This window comes from Xanthomonas sp. LF07-6, assembly GCF_034105445.1.
Taxonomy (GTDB): domain Bacteria; phylum Pseudomonadota; class Gammaproteobacteria; order Xanthomonadales; family Xanthomonadaceae; genus Xanthomonas_A; species Xanthomonas_A sontii.
Map to the genome: position 1 here is coordinate 580,549 of NZ_JAXGGI010000001.1, position 25,588 is coordinate 606,136.

Sequence of the window (25,588 nt, forward strand, 5' to 3'; positions counted from 1 at the left end):
GGCTCAGCGGAACGGCAGGCCGCCGCGGCCGCCCATGCCGCCGAGCATGCCCTTCATGCCGCGCATCAGGCCCTTCATGCCGCCGCCGGCCATCTTGCTCATCATCTTTTCCATCTGCTGATACTGCTTCATCAGCTTGTTGACGTCGGCCGGCTGGGTGCCGGAGCCGCGGGCGATGCGCGCGCGGCGCGAGCCGTTGAGCAGGCCCGGGTTGCGCCGCTCCTTCTTGGTCATCGAGCCGATGATGGCGATCATCCGCGGCACGTCCTTGTTGCCGGCGACCTGCTGCTTCAGATGGTCGGGGATCTGGCCCATGCCCGGCAGCTTGTCCATCAGCCCGGACAGGCCGCCCATGTTCTGCATCTGCTCGAGCTGGTCGCGCATGTCGTTGAGGTCGAACTTCTTGCCCTTGGCGACCTTCTCGGCCAGCTTCTGCGCCTTGTCCTTGTCGACCTGGTGCTCGACCTGCTCGACCAGCGACAGCACGTCGCCCATGTCGAGGATGCGGCTGGCCAGGCGGTCGGGGTGGAACACGTCCAGGCCGTCCGGCTTCTCGCCGACGCCGATGAACTTGATCGGCTTGCCGGTGATGTAGCGCACGCTCAGCGCGGCACCGCCGCGGGCGTCGCCGTCGGTCTTGGTCAGCACCACGCCGGTCAGCGGCAGCGCCTCGCTGAACGCCTTGGCGGTGTTGGCCGCGTCCTGGCCGGTCATCGCGTCGACCACGAACAGGGTCTCGACCGGGGCGATCGCCGCGTGCAGCGCCTTGATCTCCTCCATCATCGCCGCGTCGATGGCCAGGCGGCCGGCGGTATCCACCAGCAGCACGTCGACGAAGGACTTGCGCGCGTCGGCGATCGCGGCACGGACGATGTCCACCGGCTTCTGCGAGGCCTCGGACGGGAAGAACAGCACCCCGACCTGCTCGGCCAGGGTCTTGAGCTGCTCGATCGCGGCCGGGCGGTACACGTCGGCCGACACCACCATCACCTTCTTCTTGCGCTTTTCCTTCAGGTGCTTGGCCAGCTTGCCGACCGTGGTGGTCTTGCCCGCGCCCTGCAGGCCGGCCATCAGCACGATCGCCGGCGCCGGCACGTTGAGGTTGAGGTCGCTGGCGGCCGAGCCCATCACCGCGGTCAGCTCGTCGCGCACGACCTTGATCAGCGCCTGGCCCGGGGTCAGGCTCTTGAGCACTTCCTGGCCGACCGCACGGACCTTGATGCGCTCGATCAGCGCCTGCACCACCGGCAGGGCGACGTCGGCCTCGAGCAGCGCGATGCGCACTTCGCGGGTGGCTTCGCGGATGTTCTCCTCGGTCAGGCGACCGCGGCCGCGCAGGCGCTGCATGGTGCCGGAGAGGCGTTGGGTGAGGGATTCGAACATGCGGGCGGGTCGCGGACGGGAAACGGCCGTCGATTATAGCCGGGCGCGCCGGCGATCCCCGGCGGCGCCGTCACGGCGGCTGGTCCGATATGCGAAACTGGCGCGATGCTCATCACCGTCCTCGCCACCCTGCTGTACCTGGCCGCCACCGGCCTGCTGATCGCCGCGGTGGTGCGCGACCGGGTGGACCGCAGCCGCGCCTGGCTGTGGCCGGCGCTGCCGGCGGTGGCGCTGCACGCGGGCTATCACGTGCAGGTGGCCCTGCACACCGCCGGCGGCCCGGACATGCACTTCTTCGCCGCGCTGTCGCTGGTCAGCCTGGGCATGGCGCTGATGACCGCCCTGGTCGGCGCCAGCGGGCGCATGGCCGCGCTGGGCGTGGTGGTGTTCCCGCTGTCGGCGGCGCTGCTGCTGGCCTACCACGGCTACGGCCACGAGCCGGCGCCGGTGCTGGACTGGCGGCTGCAGTTGCACGCCTGGCTGGCGCTGCTGGCCTACGCCACGCTGGGCATCGCCGCCCTGCTGGCGGTGATGCTGTGGCTGCAGGAACGCGCGCTGCGACGCCGCGACTTCCATCCCTGGCTGCGCGCGTTGCCGCCGCTGACCGCGCTGGAAACGCTGCTGTTCCGCACCATCGTGGTCGGCTTCATCCTGCTGACCCTGACCCTGCTGACCGGGGTGCTGTTCGTGCAGGATTTCCTGGCGCAGCGGCTGGTGCACAAGACCGTGCTCAGCGTGCTGTCGTGGATCGTGTTCGGCGCGCTGCTGTTCGGCCGCTGGCGCTACGGCTGGCGCGGGGTCAAGGCGGTGCACTGGACCCTGGCGGCAATGGTGCTCCTGCTGCTGTCGTTCTTCGGCAGCAAGTTCGTGATCGAACTGGTGCTGGGGCACGCGCAGTAGCGGCCCGGTCTTCCCGTAGAAGCGGCTTCAGCCGCGACGGGTGACACCGGGAAAGGCCCGGTCGCGGCTTCAGACACGCCTGCGACGTCCCACGCCTCAACCGCCGCCCTGCTCCGCCAACGCCGCCTCCACCGCCGCCCAGTCGGCGCCGCGGCCGACCTCGGCGAAGCGATAGTCGATGCGGTGCCGATAGACCTGGCCGGGACGCAGGATGCAATCGGGAAAGCCGGGCTGGTTCGGCGCGTCCGGATAGCCCTGCGGCTCCAGGCAGATGCCGCGGCCCAGCGCCGGATGCTGCCGGTCCAGGCCCTGGCCTTCATAGAGTTGCACCGCCGGCATCGGACTGACGATGCGCATGGCCACGCCGCTGTGCGGCGAATACAGCAGCGCGGTGCAGTCGTGGCCTTCGGCCAGCACCAGGCAGTGGTCGTAGCCGGCGCTGAGCGACAGCTGCGGATCGGCGGCGATGTCCTTGTCGGCGATGGTACGCGCCCGGCTGAAATCGAACGGCGTACCGGCCACCGTGGCGATCTCGCCGCGCGGCAGCAGCGCCGCATCGCGCACCGGCAGGTAGCGATCGGCCGGCACCCGCAGCCACTGCGCCGCGGCGGGCACCGCGGCATCGCCGGCCAGGTTGAAATAGGGATGGTGAGTAAGATTGAGCGGGGTCGGCGCATCGGTCTGCGCCACGAACTCGACGCTCAGGCAGCGGTCTTCGACGCGGTAGGTCGCCTCCACCGACAGGTTGCCCGGGTAGCCCTCCTCGCCGGCCGGCGAGTCGTAGCGCAACTGCAGCATGCGCTCGGTCTGCGCCGACACCGTCCACACCCGGCGGCCGAAGCCCAGCGCGCCGCCGTGCAGATGGTTGGCGCCCTCGTTGGCGGTGACGGCGTAGTGCCGACCATCGACGGTGAAGGCCGACCCGGCGATGCGGTTGCCGAAGCGCCCGACCAGCACGCCCAGGTAGGCCGGATCCTGCAGGTAGTCCTGCAGCGTCGGCAGCCCCAGCACCAGCTCGGTCTCGCCGTGCGCGCCGTGCAGGCGCAGGCTGCGCAGCAGGCCGCCATAGGTCAGCACTTCGGCACGCAGGCCGTCGCCGCTGTCCAGGATCATGCGCTGGATGGCGGTACCGTCGGGAAGATGACCGAAAAGCGAGGACATGCAGGAGCCTTGGAAGTCGGTGCGCATGCGCGGGGTCCGCAGCATAACCAGCGATGGCGCGACACGGCCATCGCCGCGCGAGCGCCGACAGCGCGCTGTGCGATACCGCGCACGTTCTGGGAACACACCGCATGCGGCGCCGTACCGCGCATTGCAATTCCGATATGGCGGCCTCGCATTTGGGCATTGGTTCGCCCTCCACGTGTCTTCTATGCTCGGGAGCGGGGCACACCGGGGACAGGCACGGAAGCGATCGTGCCGGGGGGTGTGCGCCCCGGAATGCGGCAGCGCCTGGGCTTCATGGCCAAGGCCGCGCGCCGGCCGTCACTCCAACGCGACGCTGGCGACGGCGCCGCCCTACCCGACAAGGAGCTCCCGATGCCTTCGCCCCGTTTCCTGCAGCAGCGTGCGGCACACTGGCGGCGGCTGCCGCTGATCGCCGCGACGCTCGGCCTGGCACTGGCCGCAACACTGGCCCAGGCCGCCGACGTCGAGGTGCGCGGCACGCTGCGTGCCGACCGCCCTGGCGCCACGGTATCGCGCCACCTGTTCGGACAGTTCGCCGAGCATCTGGGCAACGGCATCTACGGCGGCGTCTGGGTCGGCCCGGACTCGAAGATCCCCAACACCCGCGGCTACCGCAACGACGTGGTCGCCGCGCTGAAGGCGCTGGAGGTGCCGGACATCCGCTGGCCCGGCGGCTGCTTCGCCGACGAATACCACTGGCGCGACGGCATCGGCCCGCGCAGCCAGCGCCCGACCAGCGTCAATACCCACTGGGGCGGCGTGGAGGAACCCAACAGCTTCGGCACCCACGAGTTCATGGACCTCACCGAACTGCTCGGCACGCAGGCGTACGTGGCCGGCAACGTCGGCGACGCGGCGCCGGACGAGATGGCGCAGTGGGTGGAATACATGACCGCGCCCACGCGATCGACCCTGGCCGAACAGCGCCGCCGCAACGGCCGCCAGGCCCCGTGGAAGGTGCCGTTCTTCGGCGTCGGCAACGAACTGTGGGGCTGCGGCGGCAACATGCGCGCCGAGTACGCCGCCGACGTGTTCCGCCGTTACCAGACCTTCGTCAAGGCGCCGGCCGACCAGAAGATCCTCAAGATCGCGCCCGGCCCGAACGAAGACGACTACCACTGGACCGAGGTGATGATGCGCGAGGCCAGCAAGTTCATGGACGGCCTGAGCCTGCACTACTACACCGTGCCCGGCGGCTGGCCGCCGCGCGCCTCCTCCACCAGCTTCGACGAGGCGGCGTGGATCGAAACGCTGTCGCGCACGCTGCGGATGGACGAGTTGATCAGCAAGCACAGCGCGATCATGGACAAGTACGACCCGGACAGGAAGGTCGCGCTGGTGGTCGACGAATGGGGCACTTGGTACAAGGGCCTGCCCGACGTGAACCCGGGTTTCCTGCACCAGCAGAACACCTTGCGCGATGCGCTGGTGGCGTCGCTCAACCTGGACATCTTCGTCCAGCATGCCGACCGCGTGCGCATGGCCAACATCGCGCAGATGGTCAACGTGCTGCAGGCGATGATCCTCACCGACGACGACAGGATGCTGCTGACGCCGACCTACCACGTCTTCATGCTGTACAAGCCGTACCAGGACGCGACCGCGCTGCCGCTGCAGATCAGCACGCCCGACTACCGGCATGCCGGCTATACGGTGCCGGCGGTGCACGGCTCGGCGGTGCGGGCCAAGGACGGGCACGTGTACGTGGCGCTGACCAATCTGGACCCGAACCGCAGCGCCGACGTTACGGTGCAGGTCGACGGCGTGCAGACGCGCGGCGTCGACGGTCAGATCCTGACCGCGCCGACCATCGACGCGCTCAACACCTTCGCGCAGCCTCAAGCGGTACGCCCGGCCGCCTTCGCCGGCGCGCGCGTGCAGGGCGACACGCTGCAGGTGGCGCTGCCGGCCAAGGCGATCGTGATGCTGAAGCTGCAGTAGCCCCAGGCCCTTGCCGCGCTCCTAGCCCCTCTCCCCCCGGGAGAGGGGTTGGGGTGAGGGTCGGCCCGCGCAGCGCAGCCACTCCTCGCCAATTCCAAAAAGGGATCTGAATTCCTATGCGGCGTGCCGCGCTGCGCGCCTAGTCTTGCGCGTCGGTCAGCAGCGCGAACAGCGATTGTCCATCCGGCGCGATCAGGTCGCTGACCGCCCAGCAGCCGTTGCCGCGGCGCTGCAGTTCGATCTTGACCGAGCCGGCGCCGCCGAGCGTGCGCCGGTAATCCATCCGCACCTCCACCACCGTGGCCTGCGCACCACCGGAGACCAGAGTGAATCTCGGCGCGCCCTGCAGTTGCCCGTCCTGGGCATCGGTCCATGGGGCGAAGTCCAGCCGGCACCTGCCATCGCGCCTGGCGCAGCGCCGGTCGGCCTGGAGCGCCTGGGCGAAGGGCGGCGTCAGCAGCTTCTCCAGGTTCTGCGGCTGCCAATCGACATCGCGCGCCCGGAACAGACCCTCGGCCACCTGCAACGGCGTCTGGCATCCCGGCGGCTGCGCCGCGGCGAGTACCGGCGACAGGGCGAACAAGGTCAGCAGGGCAAGACGGCGATGCATGGGCGGCTCCGGCGATCGGGGCCGGCTATGAAGCCTGGATCGCGGCGTCGACGCAAGCACGGACAAAAAAAGAGGAGCCGGCGAACCGGCTCCTCGTTCTCCTGCCGCATTGCCAGATGGCAACGCGCCTCACGCGGCCTTGACCGGCGCATAGCCGTCGAAGGTCATGCTCGCCGATGCCCGTCCCTGGGTCAGCGAACGCAACGCCGTGGCGTAGGCCTGCAGTTGCGCCAGTGGCGCCTGCGCGACCACGTCGGCACGGGAGCCGCGCTCTTCGATCGCCACGACGCGTCCCTCGCGCCGCTGCAGATCGCCGAGCACGTCGCCGACGCTGTGCGCAGGCGCATCGATCGCCACCGCCATCACCGGCTCCAGCAGCAGCGTGCCGGCCTGCGCCAGCGCCGCCTTCACCGCGTCCGAAGCCGCGCGCTGGAACGCCAGGTCCGACGAATCCACCGCATGCGCCTGGCCATCGACCAGCACCACCTCCACGCCGACCACCGGATGGCCGAGCGGGCCTTGCGCCAGCGCCGCACGCGCACCCTTCTCGGTGGCGGCGACGAAGGCCTTCGGCACCACCCCGCCACGGCTGCGGTCGACGAAGGTGACCGCACCGTCCGCACGTGGCAGCACATCCAGCACCACCTGCGCGAACTGGCCCTGGCCGCCGTTCTGCTTGGACAGCCGCGCCGCCACGCCCAGCGCGGCCGCACGCGGCGTTTCCTGGTAGGCAACGCGCGGCGCGCCGGTGCGCACGTCCACGTGCCACTCGCTGCGCAAGCGCTCGACCATCACCTCCAGATGCAGCTCGCCCATGCCCCAGATCACCGCTTCACCGGTCTCCGGATCGCTGTCGACGCGGAAGGACGGATCCTCCTGCGCCAACCGCGCCAGGCCCTGGCCCAGCCGCACCAGCTCGGTCGCATTGGCCGCGCCGAGCCGCCACGCGAGCACGGGCGGTTGCGTGCGAATGCGTTCCAGCACCCACCGTGCCTGCACGCCGCTGAGCGTCTCGCCGCTGACCGCGTCCTTCCAGCCGAGCACGGCGACGATCTCGCCGGCCTGCGCCTGCGCCACGTCGTGGGTGCGCTGCGCCTGCACCACCGCCAGCCGCCCGACCCGGCGCGGACGCCGTGCATGCGACGTCCACACCGTGTCGCCGACGCGCAAGGTGCCCGAATACACACGCACGAACGCCAACGGCCCCTGCGCGGTATGCGCGAACTTGAACACCAGCGCCGCCAGCGGACCGGACGGATCCGGCGCCAGCAAGGTGTCGGGTCCGTCCTCGGCGCCGGCATCGGTGTCCGTGTCGGCGCGGGCGGCGACCGGCGGGCGGTCCAGCGGCGACGGCAGCCAGTCGACGATCGCGTCCAGCAACGGCTCGATGCCCTTGCGCTTGAACGCCGAGCCGGCCAGCACCGGCACGCCGGCGCCGGCCAGGGTGGCCCGGCGCAAGGCGGCGCGCAGCAGCTCGGCGTCGATCGCGCGTTCCTCGAGATAGGCCTGCGCCAGCGCCTCGTCGTGCTCGGCCACCGCGGCGATCAACTGCTCGCGTGCGTCCGCGAACGCGGCCGCCTCTTCGGCCTGCCAGGCGCGCGCATGCAGGTGCCCCTCGTCGTCCCAGCTCAGCAGGCGACCGTCGACCAAGTCACTCCAGCCGTCGAAGCCGGAGTCGCCCGACACCGGTACGCCGACCGCCCAGACCGTCGCGTCGAACTTGCTGCGCAACTGCGCCAGCACGCCGTCGAACGAGGCACCGGCACGGTCCATCTTGTTGACGAACGCGAGCATCGGCACGCCGTGGCGGCGTGCTTGCCGCCACACGGTTTCGGATTGCGGCTGCACGCCGTCGACCGCGGAGAACACCGCGACCGCGCCGTCGAGTACGCGCAGCGAGCGTTCCACCTCGATCGCGAAATCGATATGTCCGGGGGTATCGATCAGGGTCAGGCGATGCGCCGGCTGCCCGGCCGGTGCCCACTGCACCTGCACCGCAGCCGCACCGATGCTGATGCCGCGCGCACGTTCGATGTCCGAGAAATCGGTGGTGGCGGCACCGTCGTGGACTTCGCCCAGACGATGGATCGCACCGGCGGCCCACAACAGGCGTTCGGTGAGGGTGGTCTTGCCGGCGTCGATGTGGGCGATGATGCCGAGATTGCGCCAGCGGGAAAGGGTGTTCGTGTTCATGAGAAAGACTCCGCATTGCCAACACGGGGGACGCCGCATGCCCCGGTTGGCGAGGCGGGCATGCGGCTAGGTTTCGGGTTCGGCGGCGTAGTGCATGGCACGTTCTCCTTGGCGTGTCGGAACGGTGGAACAGCGAAAAACAGGCAATAAAAAAGCACCCATCGGGTGCTTGTCTGCGGCGAATCGGCGATGGCCGGCGTTAGCGCACGGCGTCGACCACTCCTTCAGGCAGGCGCACCCGGCCTGCGCTGACGCGCAGGGCGTTTGGCAATATCAGCAGCGGTGCGTGGGCCATGGTGGCGTGGACGTTCGGGTGCAAATGTGGCCGCAAGTCTGAACCTGTGCGAGGGCCCGGTCAATGCGGGCGGCGCAGTGCTGTTGGAACGGTCAGAAGCGCTGCATGCAACGCTGACATGGCTGGAGGCACTGCCAGCGGTACAGAAGCGCACGGCCATGCATGCGCGTCCGGCGCCACGGGGCGGGACATTTCAATTGGACCGCCCCGATCGTCGCGCCGGTGCGGCAGATGCCTCTGCCGGCACCGACATGACGTGCGCCTCACCAACCGATATTGGTGTTCTGGACCAACCCGGCCGCGGCGTTGGGGCCCTTCCAGAGCACGTTGCCCATCGCCACGCCGTACTGGCCTGCGCCCCAGAACAAGGATTCCTTGCCACTGGAGCGGCAATGGTTGCCGATGATGCTGACCCTTGAAATGTTGTTGAAGAACATCGCGGTGTCGCGCGTATTGTTGAAGATGTTGTTGTGGACGGTGATGTCGTGGATGCGGCCGACGGTGTCGGAGACCACCGACAACTGGAAATCGCCGCCCTCGAAGGTGTTGTCGGCGAAGGTGATCGAGTTTGCATCCTGGCTCAACGAGCACACCACCGTGCCGGGCGGTCCGGACAGCCAGTTGCCGATGCATTTGACATAGGAACTGTTATTGGTGATCTGCACCGAGGCCACCTTGACCTGATCGATCACGTTGTGCGAAATGTTGATCTCCAGGCCGTGGTCGACGTAGACGCCAATGCCTGCACCGGCCGAGGCGAGAATCGAGTTGTTGACGATCCTGACGCCCTCCGGCTGCGCCGACGTGGAGCCCAGATAGACGCCCCCGCAACCAAGCATGTAATTGCCCTCGACGAACGAGTTGATGCCGCCGTCGCGGTTGTAGACCGCATAGTCGCCGATGGAATTGAAGAAGCACTCGCGGATCTGGTAGCCCTCGCCGCCGACGCAGTGAAAGCCGTTGGACAGGAACCGCGAGAACGCCACGCCGCGGATCAGGATGGTGCGGTCGTCGGGACGGTCCGGTGCGGAGTACGCGTATTCCACGCCATTCTGCGCGCGGTTCATGCCATCCAGCCCCAGATCGAACAGCGCGGCGTTGCCGCCGAGCACGTAGACCAGGGCCACGTTGGCCGGGAAGTTCTCGCCGGCACGAATGGCGCAGTTCTGTCCGGAGCCGGCCACCACGAAGCCCGCCGCGCTGTTGACCTTGCTTTTGACGAATAGTGGAAAGTCGACACGATAGGAGCCCGCGGGAAAGAACACATAGCCGCCATCTGTCCCTACGCTGTCCAGGGCTGCCTGAATCGCCGGCTGGTCGTTCGTCGCGCCATCGCCGACTGCGCCGAAATCCTTGACATTGACGATCGGGGAAGCTGTTGCCGCCGCCTGCGTCGTGTTGGCGCCGGCCACGTCAACGCCAGCCAGCGCCGCCACCCCAGCCATGCCGCCCAGCCCCACAAAGCGGGAAAAATCGCGGCGCGACATTCCGGCCGGGGGACGCTGTCCATTCGAGTTCTGTTGCATGTCCATCTCTCGTTTTGGTGAAAAAGGGCGTTGTGGAGAAAGCCGCATCGGAGGCATCACATGTGATCCCAAAAACGTTTCAGCCGGCACCCGACAACGACCGCGATCGCACCGTGAGCCAGCGATGTGCTGTCAGCGACAGCCGGCGTCACACACTCCAGATATCGCCGAACACCCGTTCGAAATTCGCTCCCAGCACCTTTTCGGCGACCCGGGCACTGTAGCCCTGGCGCAGCAGCGCGTCGGCGACGCGTTCGAGCTTGCGCGGGGTGTTGGCGTCGGGCAGATAGGGCAGACGGTTCTCGCCCGGGGCGCCGATGCCGTCGCGACGGCGCTGCACCAGGTCTTCCTCGAAGGCGCGCCGGTCCTGCTCGGTGATCGGGAAGAACAGCGAGTCGGTGCCGATGCCGACATGGTCCTCGCCACACACGTCCAGGGCGTGCTGCAAATGACGCATGTAGTCGGCCAGCTGCGGCTGGCGGCTGTCCTCGGTCAGGAACGGCAGCATGTACACGCCCATCACTCCGCCCTTGTCGGCCAGCGCGCGCAGTTCGGCGTCCTGCTTGTTGCGCGGATGCACGAACACCGCGGCGCAACCGGCATGGGTGATGACGGGCGGACGCTGCGACAGCGCAATGCCGTCGCGGGTGGTCTGCAGGTTGCAATGGCTGAGATCCAGCGCCACGCCGAGCCGGTTCATGCGCGCGATGGCGTCGCGGCCGAGCGCGGTGACGCCGCCCGTGTCGCCGTCCAGGCAGCCCACGCCGAACGGCGTGGTGCGGTTGTAGGTCAGTTGCATGACCCGCACCCCGAGCTGGCGGAACAGGTCGATGCGCGCGGGCTTGTCCTCCAGCATCGCTGCCGATTCGAAGGAGAAGATCAGCGCGACGCGCCCCTCGCGCTTGGCGCGGCGCAGGTCGGCCGGCTGCAGCACCTTGAGGAAATGCTCGGGATAGCGCTCGACCAGCGCCTGCGCGGCGGCGATGTCCTGCACGGCGGTCTCGAAGTCGCCGGCCGCACCGCCCAGCGTGGTCTTCAGCGCCGACACGCCGGAGTCGCGCAATTGCTGCAACAGCTGCGGTGCATCCGGGCCATCGAATACCTGCCCGATCGAGGCCAGGGCGTTGGCGTCGAGCACCAACGCACGCCGGTACAGCGCGTCGGCATCGTGCGCACGGGCAGCGGCGGCGCCCGCGATGGCGACCCCGGGCAGCACGCCGGCCACTGCGCCCGCGACAGCGGCGCCCAGGCATTGCCGCCGCGTCCATCCCTTGCTCATCGCTTCGCTCCCCGGTGCGTCCTGCGGTGTCGGGCCGCATGCGTGTACGGCCTGCGCCATGCGCGCGCCAGGCACCATACCGCAAACGCGCCCCGCCCCACCATGTGAGGCGCGGCCGCATGGATTTCATCGCCACGGCCTCCTATCATCCGCCGACACTTCCAGGACGGCCGCCCATGACCACCCCGCAGATGTCGGTGTATTTCTTTCTGCAGGCGGCGGTGATCCTGCTGGTGTGCCGCCTGGTCGGCCTGCTGGCCAGGCGCCTGGGCCAGCCGCAGGTGGTCGGCGAGATGATCGCCGGCGTGGCGCTGGGGCCGTCGCTGTTCGGCGCGCTGCTGCCGGACCTGCAGCAGGCGCTGTTCCCCAAGCCGACCCTGGACATGCTGTACGTGGCCGCGCAGTTCGGCGTGGGCCTGTACATGTTCCTGGTCGGCACCGATTTCCGTGGCGAGCACTTCCGCACGCGCTACCGCAGCGCGATGGGCGTGTCGCTGGCCGGCATCGCCGTGCCGTTCGTGCTCGCCTTCGTGCTGGCGCCATGGCTGCTGCACGTGCCCGGGCTGTTCTCGGCCAAGGCCAAGCTGCTGGAGGCGTCGCTGTTCCTGGGCGCGGCCATCGCCATCACCGCGTTCCCGATGCTGGCGCGGATCATCCACGAGCGCGGCCTCACCGGCAGCCCGCTGGGCACGCTGGCGTTGACCGCCGGCGCGGTCGACGACGCCGCGGCCTGGTGCATCCTCGCGCTGGTGCTGGCCAGCTTCGGCGGCAGCTGGGGCAGCGCCTATCTGGCGATCGGCGGCGGCGTGGGCTACGCGCTGTTCATGCTGCTGGTCGGCCGCCACTGGCTGCGCCGCCTGGCCGACCACGTGCGCCCCGAGCAGCCGCTGAGCGCCGGGGTGCTGGCGGTGGTGCTGATGCTGTTCTGCGTCAGCGCCTGGGCGATGGACGCGATCGGCATCCACGCGGTGTTCGGCGGTTTCCTGCTCGGCGCCTGCCTGCCCAAGGGCGCACTGACCGAAAAGCTGCGCGAGCAATTGCAGCCGTTCGTGGTGGTGTTCCTGCTGCCGATGTTCTTCACCTTCTCCGGGCTCAAGACCGAGCTGAGCGTGCTGCTGGACCCGCAGATCCTGCTGGCCGCCGGCGCGGTGCTGCTGGCTTCGTTCCTGGGCAAGGGCATCGCCTGCTGGGCGGCGGCGCGGATCAGCGGCGAGACCAACCGCAATGCGATGGCGATCGGCGCGCTGATGAACGCGCGCGGGCTGATGGAGCTGATCATCATCAATATCGGCCTGCAGGCCGGGGTGATCGAACAGGGCCTGTTCTCGATCCTGGTGCTGATGGCCATCACCTCCACGCTGATGGCCACCCCGCTGTTCAACTGGGTGATGCGCCGCGCGGGCGACGACGCGCTGCCGGCGGTGGCGGGCGGGAGACCCTGAGGCGCGCAGGCGTTCGGCGGCGCGTCGCCTACACCGCACACGGATGCAGGAAGCGACGCGGCGTCAGAGCGGCGTCAGCCGCCACAGTCCATAGGGATTGGCGAACAGGTCGCCGGACTGGAACTGGGTACAAGGCTCGGCCTGGAGCCGATAGCGCGGCGCGTCCGCCGCGACCGAGAAGGTATGGCCCTCGCGCACGTCGGGCGCCTCGTTGAACAGGTAGCAGGTGAAGGTGTGCAGCAGGCCGACCGGGTCGGATGCCGCCTGCGCCGCGACGATCGCGTCCTTCATGCCGAACTGGTGCATGCCGCAGGAATGCACCTGCTCGCCGGTGATGTTCAGCACATAGGCGCGATGGGCGCTGCCTAGCGCCAGGTCCGCGCACAGTTGCCGCCAGTCGGCGGGGCTGTGGGCGACGCCGCTGCTTTCCACCTTCACCCCCAGGCCGCCGGCGTCCAGCAACGCCGCGGCTGCGCGCATCATCGTCTCCGCACGCACCCGCGAGCCGCCGGCACCGATCAGGTAGACGACGGACGCATGCGTCCCGATGCGCGCCATGTCGGCCGAGCAGCGCCAGTGCGGGCCGGCGGCGGCGAACGCGCCGGCCATGCGCGCATCGTGCGGTTCGTACTGCAGTTCGCATGCCTGGCCGCTGTCCATGTGCATCAGCACGTGCCCGGCGAACAGGTAGCCGCCGCTGTCCTGGACGATGCGCGCGAGCAGGTCCGCGCGATCCGGCCATGGGCCGGGAATGCAGAGCACGATCTTGGGAGGTTCGATCACGGGTGGCGGCTCCTTGCCGTCAAGTGGGAGCGAGCGGTTCACGGGCATGGCCGCCGCCGCAACGGCACCGTCCCCCGCCGGAAACGCCGCACTCAGGTCAGCGCCGTCATCACGCCCTTGCGATAGGCCGGGCGCTGCTGCAGACGTTGGTACCAGGCGTGCAGGTGCGGCAGCGCCGGACGTTCGATCGGCATCTCGAACCAGGCATAGGCGAAGCTGCCCAGCGGGATGTCGCCCATGGCGAAGTGCTCGCCCGACAGCCAGGGCTGTTGTGACAGTGCGGCGTCGGCGGTGTGCAACAGCTCGGCCGATTGTTCCAGCGCGGCGGCGATCCTGGCTGCATCGCGCTGTTCCGGCGCGGTACGCAGCACACCCCAGAACAGATCGCGGAAGGCGCCGGCGAAGCGCGAGGTGGTCCAGTCCATCCACTTGTCGCCCTGCGCGCGCAGCACCGGGTCCTGCGGGTACAGCGTGCCCGGGGCGTAGCGCGCGGCCAGGTAGCGGACGATGGCATTGGATTCCCACAGCGCCAGGCCATCGTCCTCGATCGCCGGCACCAGGCCATTGGGATTGAGCGCGCGATAGGCTGGCTGATCGTTGCCGCCGAAGGCGCCGCCGACCTCGATGGAGGTGTAGGCCAGGCCGATCTCCTCCGCGCACCACAGTACCTTGCGCACGTTGCTCGAGTTGTGGCGGCCCCAGATGGTCAGCATGTCGGCGCTCCGCTTGCGGTTGCCGAATTCTACGCCGCCGTGCCGCTCACTCGCTCGCCGCACCCTGCGGCAGGCGCCGGGTCAGCAGTCGCTGCAGCAGGCAGAACAGCAGCAACAGGCCACCGATCACGATGCGCGTCCACCACGAGCTGAGCGTGCCGTCGAACACGATCAGGGTCTGGATCGCGCCCAGGATCAGCACGCCGAACAGGGTGCCGATCACGTAGCCGCTGCCGCCGGCCAGCAGCGTGCCGCCGATCACCACCGCGGCGATGGCGTCCAGCTCCAGGCCCTGCGCATGCAGGCTGTAGCCGGACAGCATGTAGAACGTGCACACCACCCCGGCCAGCGCCGAGCAGAAGCCGCTGAAGGCGTAGACGCGCACCTGGGTCGCCTCCACCGGCAGGCCCATCAGCCGCGCAGAGGCCTCGCTGCCGCCGAGCGCGTACACGCAGCGGCCGAAACGGGTGCATTGGGTCAGCCACATGCCCAGCGCCACCATCGCCAGCGCGATCAACGCACCGATCGACAGCGACGCGTCGCCGCCCAGCGGCAGCCGCGCCTGCGCGATCGCGGTGTACAGCGGGTCGGTGATCGGGATCGAATCGACGCTGATCAGGTAACTGGCGCCGCGCGCCAGGAACATGCCGGCCAGGGTCACCACGAACGGCTGCAGGCGGTAGCGCTGGATCAGCAGGCCCATGAACGCACCGAAGACGCTGCCGAGCAGCAGCACCAGCGGGATCGCCGCCAGCGGCGACCAGCCGTGGCGCTCGACCAGCGATGCCGACAGCACGGTGGTGAACGCCAGCACCGCGCCCACCGACAGGTCGATGCCGCCGCTGAGGATCACCAGGCTCATGCCCACCGCGGCAATGCACAGGAAGGCGTTGTCGATCAGCAGATTGGCCAGCACCTGCGGCGCCAGGAAGCCGTCGTAGAGCACGCCGCCGGCCGCGAGCATGGCCACGAACAGCGCCACGGTGATCGCCAGCGGCAGGCGCGCGCCCTGCAGCATGCCCGCCGCCTTGCGCAGGCCGGACCCAACCAGGCGTGGAGCCGCCGCGCTCATGGCCGCACCTGCGGCGGCGGCCGCCGGATCCAGCCGCGCAGGTTGGCGCGGAAGCGCGGCGATTGCAGCAGCATCACCGCGAACACCAGCAGCGCCTTGATCAGCATGGTGACCTGCGCCGGCACGCCGAAGGCGTAGATGGTCGCGGTCAGAGTCTGGATGATCAACGCGCCGATCACGCTGCCGGCCAGGCTGAAGCGGCCACCATCGAGCAGCGTGCCGCCGAGCGTGACCGCGAGGATCGCGTCCAGTTCCATCAGTTGCCCGGCGTTGTTGGCGTCGGCGCTCTTGACGTTGGAGCTGATCAGCAACCCGGCCAGGCCGGCGCTGAACGCGCAGAACACGTACAGCAGCACCGCGATCAGCCGCGCACGCACGCCCGCCACACGCGCCGCGCGCGGGTTGTGGCCGATGGCGCGCACGAACAGCCCCAGCGCGGTGCGCCCCAGCAGCAGTTGCAAGGCGGCGAACACCGCCGCGACCACGAACAGCGCGAACGGCAGGCCGAGCAGGAAGCCGTTGCCCAGGTAGAAATACGGCGGGTAGTAGATGGTCAGGATCTGCCCGTCGCCGATCAGCTGCGCGATGCCGCGCCCGGCCACCATCAGGATCAGCGTGGCGATGATCGGCTGCATGCCGACCTTGACCACGAGCAACCCGTTCCACAGCCCGCACAGCGCCGCCACCAGCAGCGGTGCCAGCAGCACCGCCCACAGCGGGAAGCGGCTGTGTTCGCCGCCGCCGATCATCCACGCCGCCACCGTCGCGGCGATCGCCACCACCGCGCCGACCGAGATGTCCAGGCCGCGCACCGCGATCACCAGGGTCATGCCCATCGCCACCAGCGCCAGCGGCGCGGCGCGGTTGCCGATGTCGACCAGGTTGCCGTACAGGTGGCCGTCGCGCCATTGCAGGCTCAGGAAGCCGGGATCGAACAGGCCGTTGCCGAGCAGCAGCACGGCCAGCGTCGCCAGCGGCCAGAACAGCGGGTGCGTGCGCAGCCGTTCCGGCCAGCGCGCCACGGCGGCGTCGGGTGTGGCGGCGGCGCTCATGCCGCGCTCCCAGCGATCAGCTCGAAGATCGCGCGCTCGCCGCAGCCGCCGGGCAGTTCGCCGACCAGGCGGCGTTCGCGCAGCACCGCGATGCGGTCGGCGATGCGCGCGATCTCGGCGACCTCGGCGGAGATGAACAGCACCGCCATGCCCTCGCGGGCCAGGGCCAGGATCCGGGTCATGATCTCCTGCTTGGCGGCGATGTCGATGCCGCGGGTGGGTTCGTCCAGGATCAGCAGCCGCGGCCGCGTCGCCAGCCAGCGCGCCAGCACCACCTTCTGCTGGTTGCCGCCGGACAGCAGCCCCACCGGCGTCTCCAGGCTGGCGGTCTTGATGCCCAACACGTCCACGTAGCCCTGCGCGATGCGCAGCTGCTCGGCCGGCGCCAGGAACCGGCGCAGGCCCATGCGCGCCTGCAGGGCCAGCACGATGTTCTCGCGCACCGACAGTTCGGCGACGATACCCTCGGTCTTGCGTTCTTCCGGGCACAGCGCCAGGCCGTGGGCGATCGCGTCGGGTGGGCCGCGCAGCGCCACGTCGCGGCCGTCGATCGCCACGCGGCCGCGATCGGCACGGTCCAGCCCGAACAGCAACCGCGCCAGTTCGGTGCGGCCGGCGCCGAGCAGGCCGGCCAGGCCCAGCACCTGGCCTTGACGCAGTTGCAGGTCGACCGGCTGCAACTGGCCGCGCCGGCCCAGACCCTGCGCCTGCAGCAGCGGCGCAGCGTCCTCGGGCGCGGCTGCGCGCACCGCGGCTGCCGCGGCGCTGGCCGGGTCGAGCGCGCGCCCGACCATCGCCGCGACCAGCTGCGGCGCCGGCAATTCCGCCGGCGTGTACTCGCCGACCAGGCGGCCGTTGCGCAGCACGCTGATGCGGTCGGCCACCGCGTACACCTGGTCCAGGAAGTGGGTGACGAACAGGATCGCCATGCCGCCATCGCGCAGCGCGCGCATCACCCGGAACAGTTCGGCCACCTCGCCTTCGTCAAGGCTGGAGGTGGGTTCGTCGAGGATCAGCACCCGCGCCGACACGCCGACCGCGCGCGCGATCGCCACCATCTGCTGCACCGCCACCGGATAGCTGCCAAGCGCGCGCCGCACGTCGATGGCGATGCCCAAACGCTGCAGGCCGGCCTCGGCCTCGCGCTCGACCCGGCGCCAGTCGATGCGCCGCAGCCAGCCGCGCAGCGGGTAGCGGCCGGCGAACAGGTTCTCGGCCACCGACAGGTTCGGGCACAGGTTCACTTCCTGGTACACGGTGCTGATGCCGAGCCGTTGCGCCTGCTGCGGCGACGCCGGCGAGACCACCGCGCCATCCAGCACGATGCGCCCGGCGTCGGCGGCGGTCACGCCGGTGAGCAGCTTGATCAGGGTCGACTTGCCGGCGCCGTTCTGGCCCATCAACGCGTGGATCTCGCCGCCGCGCAAACGCAGCGCCACGTCCTCCAGCGCGGCCACGCCGGCATAGGCCTTGCTCAGTCCCTGCGCCTCCAGCACCAGCGGATGCATGCGCGCGGCCTCAGTACTTGCGCTTGGGCAGTTCGGCCGCGGCCTGGTCCTGGGTGTACACCGACTCCTCCACCACGATGCGCTTGGGCAGCGGCTTGCCGGCCTTGAGGCCGCGGATGGCCTGCACCAGTTGCGGGCCCAGCAGCGGATTGCACTCGACGGTGACGTTGAGCTTGCCGGCCTGCATCGCCTCGAACGCGCCCTTCACCCCGTCCACCGAGATCACCAGGATGTCCTTGCCCGGCTTCAGGCCGGCTTCCTCGATCGCCTGGATCGCGCCGATCGCCATGTCGTCGTTGTGCGCGTAGAGCACGTCGATGTTGCGCCCCTCCGACTTCAGGAATGCCTCCATCACTTCCTTGCCCTTGGCGCGGGTGAAGTCGCCGCTCTGCGAGCGCACGATCTGGAAGCGCGGATGCGCCGCCAGGATCTCCTTGAAGCCCTTCATGCGATCGATCGCCGGCGCCGAGCCGACCGTGCCCTGCAGTTCGACGATGCGCACCGGCTTGTCGCCGTCCTTCAGCGGCGAACGCTCGACCAGCCAGCGCGCCGCCTTGCGCCCTTCCTCGACGAAATCCGAACCGATCAGGGTCACGTACAGGCTGTCGTCGGACACCTTCACCGCGCGGTCGGTCAGCACCACCGGGATCTTCGCGGCCTTGGCCTCGCGCAGCACCGTCTCCCAGCCCGACTCCACCACCGGCGAAAACGCGATCACGTCCACGCGCTGGGCGATGAACGAGCGCAGCGCCTTGATCTGGTTCTCCTGCTTCTGCTGCGCGTCGGAGAACTTCAGCGTCATGCCGGCATCGGCCACGGCCTGCTTGATCGAAGCGGTGTTGGCGGTGCGCCATTCGCTCTCGGCGCCGACCTGGCTGAAACCGACGGTGAGTTGCCCGGGCGCCTTGCCAGCGTCCTTGCCGCCGCCGGAACAGGCGGCCAGCGCCATCCCCAGCAGTGCCGCGATTCCCAGCGCCCGCATTCCCGACGTGTGCTTGTGCATAGCCCCTCCTCGTTGATGGCACGCTGGCGGCGGACGGGCCCGGAGGCCGCGACGCGCCGCCCACCCTCCCAGGCAGGCGTGCGCTGATTCGATCAGTTCATGGTGCGGATGTGTAAGCCGTCTTGACCGTGGTGTAGAACTCCACCGCATACCGGCCCTGCTCGCGCGGGCCGTAGCTGGAGGCCTTGCGTCCGCCGAACGGGACATGCGGGTCGACGCCGGCGGTGGGCAGGTTGACCATCACCATGCCCGCCTGCGCGTGCCGCTTGAAATGCGTGGCGTGCTTCAGCGAGCGCGTGGCGATGCCGGCGCACAGGCCGAACTCGGTGTCGTTGGCCAGGGCCAGCGCGTGTTCGTAGTCGTCGGCCACCAGCACCGCGGCGACCGGGCCGAACACCTCCTCGCGGGCGATGCGGTGCTGCGGCTGCGCGGCCACCAGCGCCGGGCGCAGGTAGTAGCCGCGGTGCGCGCACTCCAGCGCCTCGCCGCCGTAGAGCAGTTCGGCGCCTTCCTCGCGGGCGATGCGCAGGTAGTCGCGGTCCTGTTCGAACTGGCTGGCGCTGGCGACCGGCCCGATGTCCACGCCCGGCTCCATCGCATGGCCGATCTTCAGTGCGGCCAGGCGCGTGCGCACGCGCGCGACGAAGTCGTCGTGCACCGCGCGTTCGACGATCAGCCGGCTCGACGCAGTGCAGCGCTGGCCGGTGGAGAAGTAGGCGCCGTTGACCGCGATCTCCGCCGCCAGGTCCAGGTCGGCATCGGCCAGCACCACCAGCGGATTCTTGCCGCCCATCTCCAACTGGATCTTCAGCCCGCGCTCGGCGGCCTGCTTGAGCAGCCGGTTGCCGGTGGGCACCGAGCCGGTGAAGCTCAGCGCATCGATGCCGCGCTCGCCGACCAGCGCCTGGCCGACCGTGCTGCCGCTGCCGAGCACCAGGTTGAACGCGCCGTCGGGCAGGCCGGCGCGGCTGAGGATCTCGGCCAGCGCCCAGGCACAGCCGGGCACGATCTCCGCCGGCTTGAACACCACGGTGTTGCCGTAGGCCAGCGCCGGCGCGATCTTCCACGCCGGGATCGCCAGCGGAAAATTCCACGGCGCGATGATGCCGACCGTGCCGACCGGCTCGCGGGTGATCTCGACGTTGACCCCGGGCCGGGTGGAGGCCAGCGTCTCGCCGGGAATGCGCAGGGCCTCGCCGGCGAAGAACTTGAAGATCTGCCCGGCGCGCGCCGCCTCGCCGATGCTCTCCGGCAAGGTCTTGCCCTCTTCCGAGGCCAGCAGCGCGCCCAGTTCCTGCTTGCGCGCCAGGATCTCGCTGCCGACCGCGTCCAGCGCGTCGGCGCGCTGCTGCGGGGTGCTCGCGGCCCACGCCGACTGCGCCACGTTGGCGGCGGCGATCGCCTCGCGCACCGCGGCCGCGTCGAGGCTGCCGGCTTCGCCGACCGGTGCCGACAGGTCGGACGGATTCTCGTCGGGGGCGAGATCGTCGCCGGCCACCCAGCGGCCGTCGATGTAGCTCTGGAAACGTCGGGTCATGCCTACCTCCGTGCGGTTCTACAGCGCGCGCACGCCGCCCAGGGCGAATCCGCTGTCGACGCGCTGCAAGGGATTGACCAGCGCCGCGCCGAACTCGGCCAGTTCGATCTCGAAGCGGTCGCCGGGCTGCGCCTGCACGCCATCGGCAAAACTCAGCGTGGCGGTACCGAAGAAATGCAGGTGCACGTCGCCGGGCACGCGGTGCGCGGCGTACTTGAAATGGTGGTATTCGAGATTGGCCAGCGAATGGCACATGTTGGCCTCGCCGGTGACGAAGGGCTTCTCCCAGATCACCGCATCGCCGCGGCGGATGCGGCTGTGCCCGCGCAGGTCGCGCGGCAACGGGCCGCAGCGCAGCTCCGGGCCGACCGCGCAGGCACGCAGCTTGGAATGGGCCAGGTACAGGTAGTTCTGGCGCTCGGTGACGTGGTCGGAGAACTCGTTGCCCAGCGCGAAGCCGAGCCGGTACGGCACGCCGTCGACGCCGATCACGTACAGCCCGACCAGTTCCGGCTCCTCGCCGCCGTCCAGGGCGAAATCCGGCGACGGCAGCGGCGCGCCCGGCGCGACCAGGCTGCTGCCGTCGCCCTTGTAGAACCATTCCGGCTGCGCGCCGGGCTGGCCGTCGCGGGGGATGCCGCCGTCCACGCCGAGCTGGAAGATCTTCATCGAATCGGTGAGCGTGCCCTGTGCCGCCTGCTGCTGCAGGTTCTGGTGCATGGCATCGCGGGTGGCGGCGCTGCCCAGGTGGGTCAGGCCGGTGCCGGTGACGCGGCAATGCGCCGGGTCCGGATGGGTCAGCGGCGGCAGCACCCGGCCGGCGGCCAGCAGCGCGGCGTAGTCGAGCACGCGCTCGCCGCGCAGCTGCTGCGCCTGCGCCTCCAGTCTGGCGCCGGCGGCCAGCGCCGCGTTGGCCAGCGCATAGGTGGACGCCACCTCGCGCAGCAGCCGCACCTGGCGGCCGTCGTCTTCCACCACACCGACGCCGGGCGTGCCGGCGTCATCGAGCAACTGGATCAATCGCATGCATCGGTCGCCTGTCGGAATGCGGACGCGCAGCGGGCGGCGCGGGACACGCGCGGCGCGATGCGCCCGACCTATTCTGGCCGGACGACCTATATGCAACAAATATCGGTTTTGGCTTAACGTATACGAACATTCGTATCGCTGTGAGCGCCATGCCTGCCGCCCCGCCCTGGTTCGTCCGCGCCCGCCTGAAGACCCGGCAATTGATGCTGCTGCTGGCGATCGAGGAGGAAGGCAACATCCACCGCGCTGCCGAGACCTTGAACATGTCGCAGCCGGCCGCCTCCAAGCTGCTCAAGGACCTGGAGGACATGCTGGCGGTGCCGCTGTTCGAGCGCCTGCCGCGCGGCATGCGCGCCACCTGGTACGGCGAGGCGATGATCCGCCACGCGCGCATCGCCCTGGCCAGCCTGGGCGAGGCCGGCGCCGAGATCGAGGCGCTGAAGGCCGGCTATGCCGGCAGCGTGGCCGTCGGCGCGATCGCCGGGCCGGCGATGAGCCTGCTGCCGTCGGCGCTGGCCCAGGTCGGCGCGCAGCATCCGCTGCTGCGGGTGAGCCTGCGCGTGGACGGCAGCGACGTGCTGCTGGAGCAACTGGCACAGAACAAACTGGACATCGTGGTGGCGCGTCTGTTCGCGCGGCACGACAAGCGCCACCTGCACTACCAGGCACTGGCCGAGGAAAAGGTCTGCGCCATCGCCCGCCCCGGCCATCCGCTGCTGGCGGCGCCGGCGCCGACGCTGGCGGTGCTGGCCGAGGCACCTTGGATCGTGCCGCCGGACGGCAGCGTGTTGCGCCACCGCTTCGAACTGATGTTCCAGAACGCCGGGCTGGAGGCGCCCAAGCGGGTGATCGAGACCTCGGCGCTGGTGGTGCTGCCGCAGTTGCTGCGGCATGGCGACGCGCTGGCGGTGGTACCGGAGGACGTGGCCCGGCATTTCGCCGACCACGGCAGCGTGGCGATCGTGCCGGTGGCGCTGTCCTGCCGCATGGACGCCTTCGGCCTGATCACCCGCCGCGACTGGCTGCTGTCGCCCGGCGCGCGGATCGTGCTGCAGGCGCTGCAGGAGGCGGCGGCGACGGTCTACGGCGTCGCCGTGACGGCGACCCCGCCGTCGCTGCCTGCGGACGGCTGATCGCGTCGGGACTGAAGTCCCTCCCACAACGCGCCGCCCAGCAGCAGCGCCCGGCTGTTTGTGGGAGGGGCTTCAGCCCCGACGAGCGAAGCCGGATACCGCCTCCGCTGTTGCCCTGCCCGAACCGGTGCCCCCGCGACGCCCAGCCGCGCGACCGCACTCAGGTCCAGCCGCCGTCCACCACGAACTCCTGCGCGGTGATCGCGCGCGCCTCGTCCGAGGCCAGGAACAGCGCCATGCGCGCGATGTCCTCCGGCATCACCTTGTCCGGCAGGCACTGATTGCGTGCCAGTTCGCGCTCGCCGGCCTCGTCCAGCCACAGGGTGACCTGGCGTTCGGTCATCACCCAGCCCGGGGTCAGCACGTTGATGCGGATCCGCGCCGCGCCCAGGTCGCGGGCCAGGCCGCGGGTCAGGCCGTTCACCGAGGACTTGGCGGTGGCGTACACCGGGTAGCCGCCGGTCTTGCTCTGCCAGCCGGTGGAGCCGAGGTTGACGATGGAACCGCCGCCCAGCCGCTGCATGCCCGGCACCACCGCCTGGATGGCGAAGAACGCCGCACGCTGGTTGATCGACACGCAGCGCTCCCAGTACTCCGGGGTCACCGCCTCCAGCGCATGGCGGTCGTCGCTGCCGACGTTGTTGAGCAGCACGTGGAAGTCGCCCAGCTCGGTCGCCGCCTCGCCGATCGCCGCCTGCAGCGCGGCCACGTCGGTGACGTCGCAGCGACGCCACCACGGCGCGGTCAGGCCGGCCGCGGCCAGCCGCTCGGCCAGCGCGGCGCTGGCCTCGGCCGCGACGTCGACGAAGGCCACCTGCGCGCCCTGCGCGGCGAAGGCTTCGACCAGCGCGGCGCCGATGCCGGAGCCACCGCCGGTGATGAAGACGCGGCGCCCGTGCAGGCTGCCATAGGTTGCGTTGCCGAGGGAGGAAGGCGCTGCGCTTGCCGAGTTGTCCATGCCGTTTCGCTCTAGGTGGATAGGATTTCGATATATGAAAACAAATATCCATTCGGAGATATTTGCTATTTTTCACGTATCAATATGCCCGCTAGCATCCCCGGCGTAAAGCATCCGGGGGCGGCTTGCGCACAAGGCGGATCCCGGCGTCCTGGACTCGAGGAATCCGCCGACATGGGCTCACCCAGCAAACCGCCGCGCCGCAGCCAGGCGTGGTTCGGGCGCGAAGGCAAGCAGGGCTTCTACTACCGCAGCTGGCTCAAGAGCGCCGGCCATCCGCACGACATGTTCGATGGCCGCCCGGTGATCGGCATCTGCAACACCTGGTCGGAACTGACCCCGTGCAACGGCCACCTGCGCGAACTGGCCGAACACGTCAAAAAGGGCGTGTACGAGGCCGGCGGGTTCCCGCTGGAGTTCCCGGTGATGTCGCTGGGCGAGACGCAGATGCGCCCCACCGCGATGCTGTTCCGCAACCTCGCCAGCATGGACGTGGAGGAATCGATCCGCGCCAATCCGCTGGACGGCGTGGTGCTGCTGATGGGCTGCGACAAGACCACCCCGTCCTTGCTGATGGGCGCGGCCAGCGTGGACCTGCCGACCATCGGCGTGTCCAGCGGGCCGTCGCTGTCGGGCAACTGGCGCGGGCAGCCGCTGGGCTCGGGCACCGGCGTGATCGAGATGTCGGAGATGGTCCGCGCCGGCACCCTGAGCCAGGACGACTTCGTCGAGGCCGAGGCCTGCATGCAGCGCTCCAAGGGCAGCTGCATGACCATGGGCACCGCCTCGACCATGGCCAGCATGGTCGAGGCGCTGGGCATGTCGCTGCCGGAGAACGCGGCGATCCCGGCAGTGGATGCGCGCCGCGCGCGGCTGGCGCGGCTCAGCGGGCGGCGCATCGTGCAGATGGTGGAAGAGGATCTGCGCATGTCGCAGATCCTCACCGCCGACGCCTTCGCCAATGCGATCAAGGTCAATGCGGCGATCGGCGGCTCCACCAACGCGGTGCTGCACCTGCTCGCCCTGGCCGGCCGCGTGGGCGTGCCGCTGCAGTTGGACGACTGGGACCGGCTGGGTTCGCGGCTGCCGTGCCTGGTCAATCTCAAACCGTCCGGCCAGTACCTGATGGAAGACTTCTACTATGCCGGCGGGCTGCCGGCGGTGATGCGCGAACTCGGCAGCGAACTGGCGCTGGACGCGCGCACCGTCAACGGCCGCACGCTGGGCGAGAACGTGGCGCAGGCGCCGTGCTGGAACCGCGAGGTGATCCATCCGCTGGACGCGCCGGTGCGCGCGGAGGCCGGCATCGCCGTGCTGCGCGGCAACCTGGCGCCGGACGGCGCGGTGATCAAGCCGTCGGCCGCCTCGCCGCACCTGTTGCGGCACCGCGGGCGCGCGGTGGTGTTCGAGAGCATCGAGGACTTCAAGGCGCGCATCGACGACGAGGCGCTGGACATCGACGCCGACTGCATCATGGTGCTCAAGCACTGCGGCCCGCGCGGCTACCCGGGCATGGCCGAGGTCGGCAACATGCCGTTGCCGCCGAAGCTGCTGCGCGCCGGCATCACCGACATGGTGCGCATCTCCGATGCGCGCATGAGCGGCACCGCCTACGGCACCGTGGTGCTGCACGCCTCGCCGGAGGCCGCCGCCGGCGGCACCCTGGCGCTGGTGCGCGACGGCGACATCATCGAACTCGACGTCCCCGGCCGCGCGTTGCACCTGGAAGTCAGCGACGAGGAACTGCTGCGCCGGCGCAGCGAATGGACCCCGCCGCCGGCGCCGCCGCGCGGCTGGAGCAAGCTCTACGTGGAGCACGTGCAACAGGCGCACCTGGGCGCCGACCTGGATTTCCTGGTGGGCGGCAGCGGCGACGCGGTGGCGCGCGATTCGCATTAGCGGTCGCGGCGGGATGCATCCACCGCGATTTCGTCGGAGCGGCTTCAGCCGCGACACGCGCCACCGGCAACGCCTCATCGCGGCTGAAGCCGCTCCCACAGGGGCTTGCGGCGAGCCCGCCAGGTGCACTGTGGGAGGGACTTC

At 69.9% G+C, this 25,588-nt stretch carries 20 protein-coding genes; 5 read left to right on the forward strand and 15 right to left on the reverse strand.

Annotation, left to right across the window (positions count from 1 at the left end; genetic code table 11):
* Window positions 1-3: 3 nt before the first annotated feature.
* A complete protein-coding gene (ffh, locus tag SLW56_RS02355) occupies window positions 4-1,383 on the reverse strand; it encodes a signal recognition particle protein (RefSeq protein ID WP_017913515.1) in 1,380 nt (459 codons plus the stop codon).
* 105 nt (window positions 1,384-1,488) lie between these two features.
* Here ffh and ccsA point away from each other — a divergent pair, with 105 nt between their 5' ends.
* Entirely contained in the window at window positions 1,489-2,283 is a 795-nt protein-coding gene (ccsA, locus tag SLW56_RS02360; protein ID WP_017913516.1) for a cytochrome c biogenesis protein CcsA, read from the forward strand.
* Between the two features lie 96 nt (window positions 2,284-2,379).
* Here the strand turns inward: ccsA and SLW56_RS02365 are convergent, their stop codons facing one another.
* Complete coding sequence (locus tag SLW56_RS02365) at window positions 2,380-3,444, reverse strand: aldose epimerase family protein (protein ID WP_320694294.1); 1,065 nt, start codon at window positions 3,442-3,444, stop codon at window positions 2,380-2,382.
* A 378-nt stretch (window positions 3,445-3,822) separates the two neighbouring features.
* On the opposite strand from SLW56_RS02365, the gene SLW56_RS02370 reads away from it, so the two are divergent.
* A complete protein-coding gene (locus tag SLW56_RS02370) occupies window positions 3,823-5,412 on the forward strand; it encodes an alpha-L-arabinofuranosidase C-terminal domain-containing protein (protein WP_320694295.1) in 1,590 nt (529 codons plus the stop codon).
* A gap of 139 nt (window positions 5,413-5,551) precedes the next feature.
* Here the strand turns inward: SLW56_RS02370 and SLW56_RS02375 are convergent, their stop codons facing one another.
* From SLW56_RS02375 to SLW56_RS02390, 4 genes are all read right to left on the reverse strand, one after another.
* Window positions 5,552-6,022: a hypothetical protein gene (locus SLW56_RS02375; protein ID WP_152236242.1), complete on the reverse strand. Its 471-nt coding sequence runs from the start codon at window positions 6,020-6,022 to the stop codon at window positions 5,552-5,554.
* Window positions 6,023-6,151: 129 nt separating this feature from the next.
* Window positions 6,152-8,215, reverse strand: coding sequence for an elongation factor G (gene fusA / locus SLW56_RS02380; protein ID WP_320694296.1), 2,064 nt, complete (start codon window positions 8,213-8,215; stop codon window positions 6,152-6,154).
* A gap of 558 nt (window positions 8,216-8,773) precedes the next feature.
* Window positions 8,774-10,036, reverse strand: a complete 1,263-nt coding sequence (locus tag SLW56_RS02385; RefSeq protein WP_267084566.1) for a glycosyl hydrolase family 28-related protein — start codon at window positions 10,034-10,036, stop codon at window positions 8,774-8,776.
* 148 nt (window positions 10,037-10,184) lie between these two features.
* On the reverse strand, window positions 10,185-11,315 hold the full coding sequence (locus SLW56_RS02390; RefSeq protein ID WP_320694297.1) for a membrane dipeptidase: 1,131 nt from the start codon (window positions 11,313-11,315) through the stop codon (window positions 10,185-10,187).
* A gap of 176 nt (window positions 11,316-11,491) precedes the next feature.
* On the opposite strand from SLW56_RS02390, the gene SLW56_RS02395 reads away from it, so the two are divergent.
* Window positions 11,492-12,757 (forward strand): cation:proton antiporter, encoded by a 1,266-nt coding sequence (locus tag SLW56_RS02395; protein ID WP_320694298.1) that lies wholly within the window; start codon window positions 11,492-11,494, stop codon window positions 12,755-12,757.
* 63 nt (window positions 12,758-12,820) lie between these two features.
* On the opposite strand, the gene SLW56_RS02400 is transcribed toward SLW56_RS02395, so the two are convergent.
* The 8 genes from SLW56_RS02400 to araD1 form a co-directional block, all read right to left on the reverse strand.
* Complete coding sequence (locus tag SLW56_RS02400; RefSeq protein WP_320694299.1) at window positions 12,821-13,540, reverse strand: hypothetical protein; 720 nt, start codon at window positions 13,538-13,540, stop codon at window positions 12,821-12,823.
* Window positions 13,541-13,632: 92 nt separating this feature from the next.
* On the reverse strand, window positions 13,633-14,253 hold the full coding sequence (locus SLW56_RS02405) for a glutathione S-transferase (protein ID WP_295908380.1): 621 nt from the start codon (window positions 14,251-14,253) through the stop codon (window positions 13,633-13,635).
* Window positions 14,254-14,299: 46 nt separating this feature from the next.
* Window positions 14,300-15,325: a galactofuranose ABC transporter, permease protein YjfF gene (yjfF, locus tag SLW56_RS02410; RefSeq protein ID WP_295908374.1), complete on the reverse strand. Its 1,026-nt coding sequence runs from the start codon at window positions 15,323-15,325 to the stop codon at window positions 14,300-14,302.
* On the reverse strand, window positions 15,322-16,377 hold the full coding sequence (locus SLW56_RS02415; RefSeq protein WP_295908372.1) for an ABC transporter permease: 1,056 nt from the start codon (window positions 16,375-16,377) through the stop codon (window positions 15,322-15,324). Before SLW56_RS02415 ends, yjfF begins: the two co-directional genes overlap by 4 nt.
* A complete protein-coding gene (locus SLW56_RS02420; RefSeq protein WP_295908370.1) occupies window positions 16,374-17,885 on the reverse strand; it encodes a sugar ABC transporter ATP-binding protein in 1,512 nt (503 codons plus the stop codon). Before SLW56_RS02420 ends, SLW56_RS02415 begins: the two co-directional genes overlap by 4 nt.
* A 10-nt stretch (window positions 17,886-17,895) precedes the next feature.
* A complete protein-coding gene (locus SLW56_RS02425; RefSeq protein WP_320694300.1) occupies window positions 17,896-18,888 on the reverse strand; it encodes an ABC transporter substrate-binding protein in 993 nt (330 codons plus the stop codon).
* A 97-nt stretch (window positions 18,889-18,985) separates the two neighbouring features.
* Entirely contained in the window at window positions 18,986-20,425 is a 1,440-nt protein-coding gene (locus SLW56_RS02430) for an aldehyde dehydrogenase family protein (RefSeq protein WP_320694301.1), read from the reverse strand.
* An 18-nt stretch (window positions 20,426-20,443) separates the two neighbouring features.
* Entirely contained in the window at window positions 20,444-21,451 is a 1,008-nt protein-coding gene (gene araD1 / locus SLW56_RS02435) for an AraD1 family protein (protein WP_320694302.1), read from the reverse strand.
* Window positions 21,452-21,603: 152 nt separating this feature from the next.
* Between araD1 and SLW56_RS02440 the strand changes: the two genes are divergently transcribed.
* Window positions 21,604-22,587 carry a LysR substrate-binding domain-containing protein gene (locus SLW56_RS02440; RefSeq protein WP_017915375.1) on the forward strand — a complete coding sequence of 328 codons (984 nt, stop codon included), beginning with the start codon at window positions 21,604-21,606 and terminating at the stop codon, window positions 22,585-22,587.
* A 160-nt stretch (window positions 22,588-22,747) separates the two neighbouring features.
* Here the strand turns inward: SLW56_RS02440 and SLW56_RS02445 are convergent, their stop codons facing one another.
* Window positions 22,748-23,545, reverse strand: a complete 798-nt coding sequence (locus tag SLW56_RS02445) for an SDR family oxidoreductase (RefSeq protein WP_152236233.1) — start codon at window positions 23,543-23,545, stop codon at window positions 22,748-22,750.
* A 174-nt stretch (window positions 23,546-23,719) separates the two neighbouring features.
* Here SLW56_RS02445 and SLW56_RS02450 point away from each other — a divergent pair, with 174 nt between their 5' ends.
* Entirely contained in the window at window positions 23,720-25,444 is a 1,725-nt protein-coding gene (locus SLW56_RS02450; RefSeq protein ID WP_320694303.1) for an IlvD/Edd family dehydratase, read from the forward strand.
* Window positions 25,445-25,588 lie beyond the last annotated feature (144 nt).

Excerpts from the sequence above, each read along its gene's own strand:
- ffh (WP_017913515.1), bottom strand. The coding sequence starts at position 1,383 with ATGTTCGAATCCCTCACCCAACGCCTCTCCGGCACCATGCAGCGCCTG.
- ccsA (WP_017913516.1), top strand. The coding sequence starts at position 1,489 with ATGCTCATCACCGTCCTCGCCACCCTGCTGTACCTGGCCGCCACCGGC.
- SLW56_RS02365 (WP_320694294.1), bottom strand. The coding sequence starts at position 3,444 with ATGTCCTCGCTTTTCGGTCATCTTCCCGACGGTACCGCCATCCAGCGC.
- SLW56_RS02370 (WP_320694295.1), top strand. The coding sequence starts at position 3,823 with ATGCCTTCGCCCCGTTTCCTGCAGCAGCGTGCGGCACACTGGCGGCGG.
- SLW56_RS02375 (WP_152236242.1), bottom strand. The coding sequence starts at position 6,022 with ATGCATCGCCGTCTTGCCCTGCTGACCTTGTTCGCCCTGTCGCCGGTA.
- fusA (WP_320694296.1), bottom strand. The coding sequence starts at position 8,215 with ATGAACACGAACACCCTTTCCCGCTGGCGCAATCTCGGCATCATCGCC.
- SLW56_RS02385 (WP_267084566.1), bottom strand. The coding sequence starts at position 10,036 with ATGCAACAGAACTCGAATGGACAGCGTCCCCCGGCCGGAATGTCGCGC.
- SLW56_RS02390 (WP_320694297.1), bottom strand. The coding sequence starts at position 11,315 with ATGAGCAAGGGATGGACGCGGCGGCAATGCCTGGGCGCCGCTGTCGCG.
- SLW56_RS02395 (WP_320694298.1), top strand. The coding sequence starts at position 11,492 with ATGACCACCCCGCAGATGTCGGTGTATTTCTTTCTGCAGGCGGCGGTG.
- SLW56_RS02405 (WP_295908380.1), bottom strand. The coding sequence starts at position 14,253 with ATGCTGACCATCTGGGGCCGCCACAACTCGAGCAACGTGCGCAAGGTA.
- yjfF (WP_295908374.1), bottom strand. The coding sequence starts at position 15,325 with ATGAGCGCGGCGGCTCCACGCCTGGTTGGGTCCGGCCTGCGCAAGGCG.
- SLW56_RS02415 (WP_295908372.1), bottom strand. The coding sequence starts at position 16,377 with ATGAGCGCCGCCGCCACACCCGACGCCGCCGTGGCGCGCTGGCCGGAA.
- SLW56_RS02420 (WP_295908370.1), bottom strand. The coding sequence starts at position 17,885 with ATGCATCCGCTGGTGCTGGAGGCGCAGGGACTGAGCAAGGCCTATGCC.
- SLW56_RS02425 (WP_320694300.1), bottom strand. The coding sequence starts at position 18,888 with ATGCACAAGCACACGTCGGGAATGCGGGCGCTGGGAATCGCGGCACTG.
- SLW56_RS02430 (WP_320694301.1), bottom strand. The coding sequence starts at position 20,425 with ATGACCCGACGTTTCCAGAGCTACATCGACGGCCGCTGGGTGGCCGGC.
- araD1 (WP_320694302.1), bottom strand. The coding sequence starts at position 21,451 with ATGCGATTGATCCAGTTGCTCGATGACGCCGGCACGCCCGGCGTCGGT.
- SLW56_RS02440 (WP_017915375.1), top strand. The coding sequence starts at position 21,604 with ATGCCTGCCGCCCCGCCCTGGTTCGTCCGCGCCCGCCTGAAGACCCGG.
- SLW56_RS02445 (WP_152236233.1), bottom strand. The coding sequence starts at position 23,545 with ATGGACAACTCGGCAAGCGCAGCGCCTTCCTCCCTCGGCAACGCAACC.
- SLW56_RS02450 (WP_320694303.1), top strand. The coding sequence starts at position 23,720 with ATGGGCTCACCCAGCAAACCGCCGCGCCGCAGCCAGGCGTGGTTCGGG.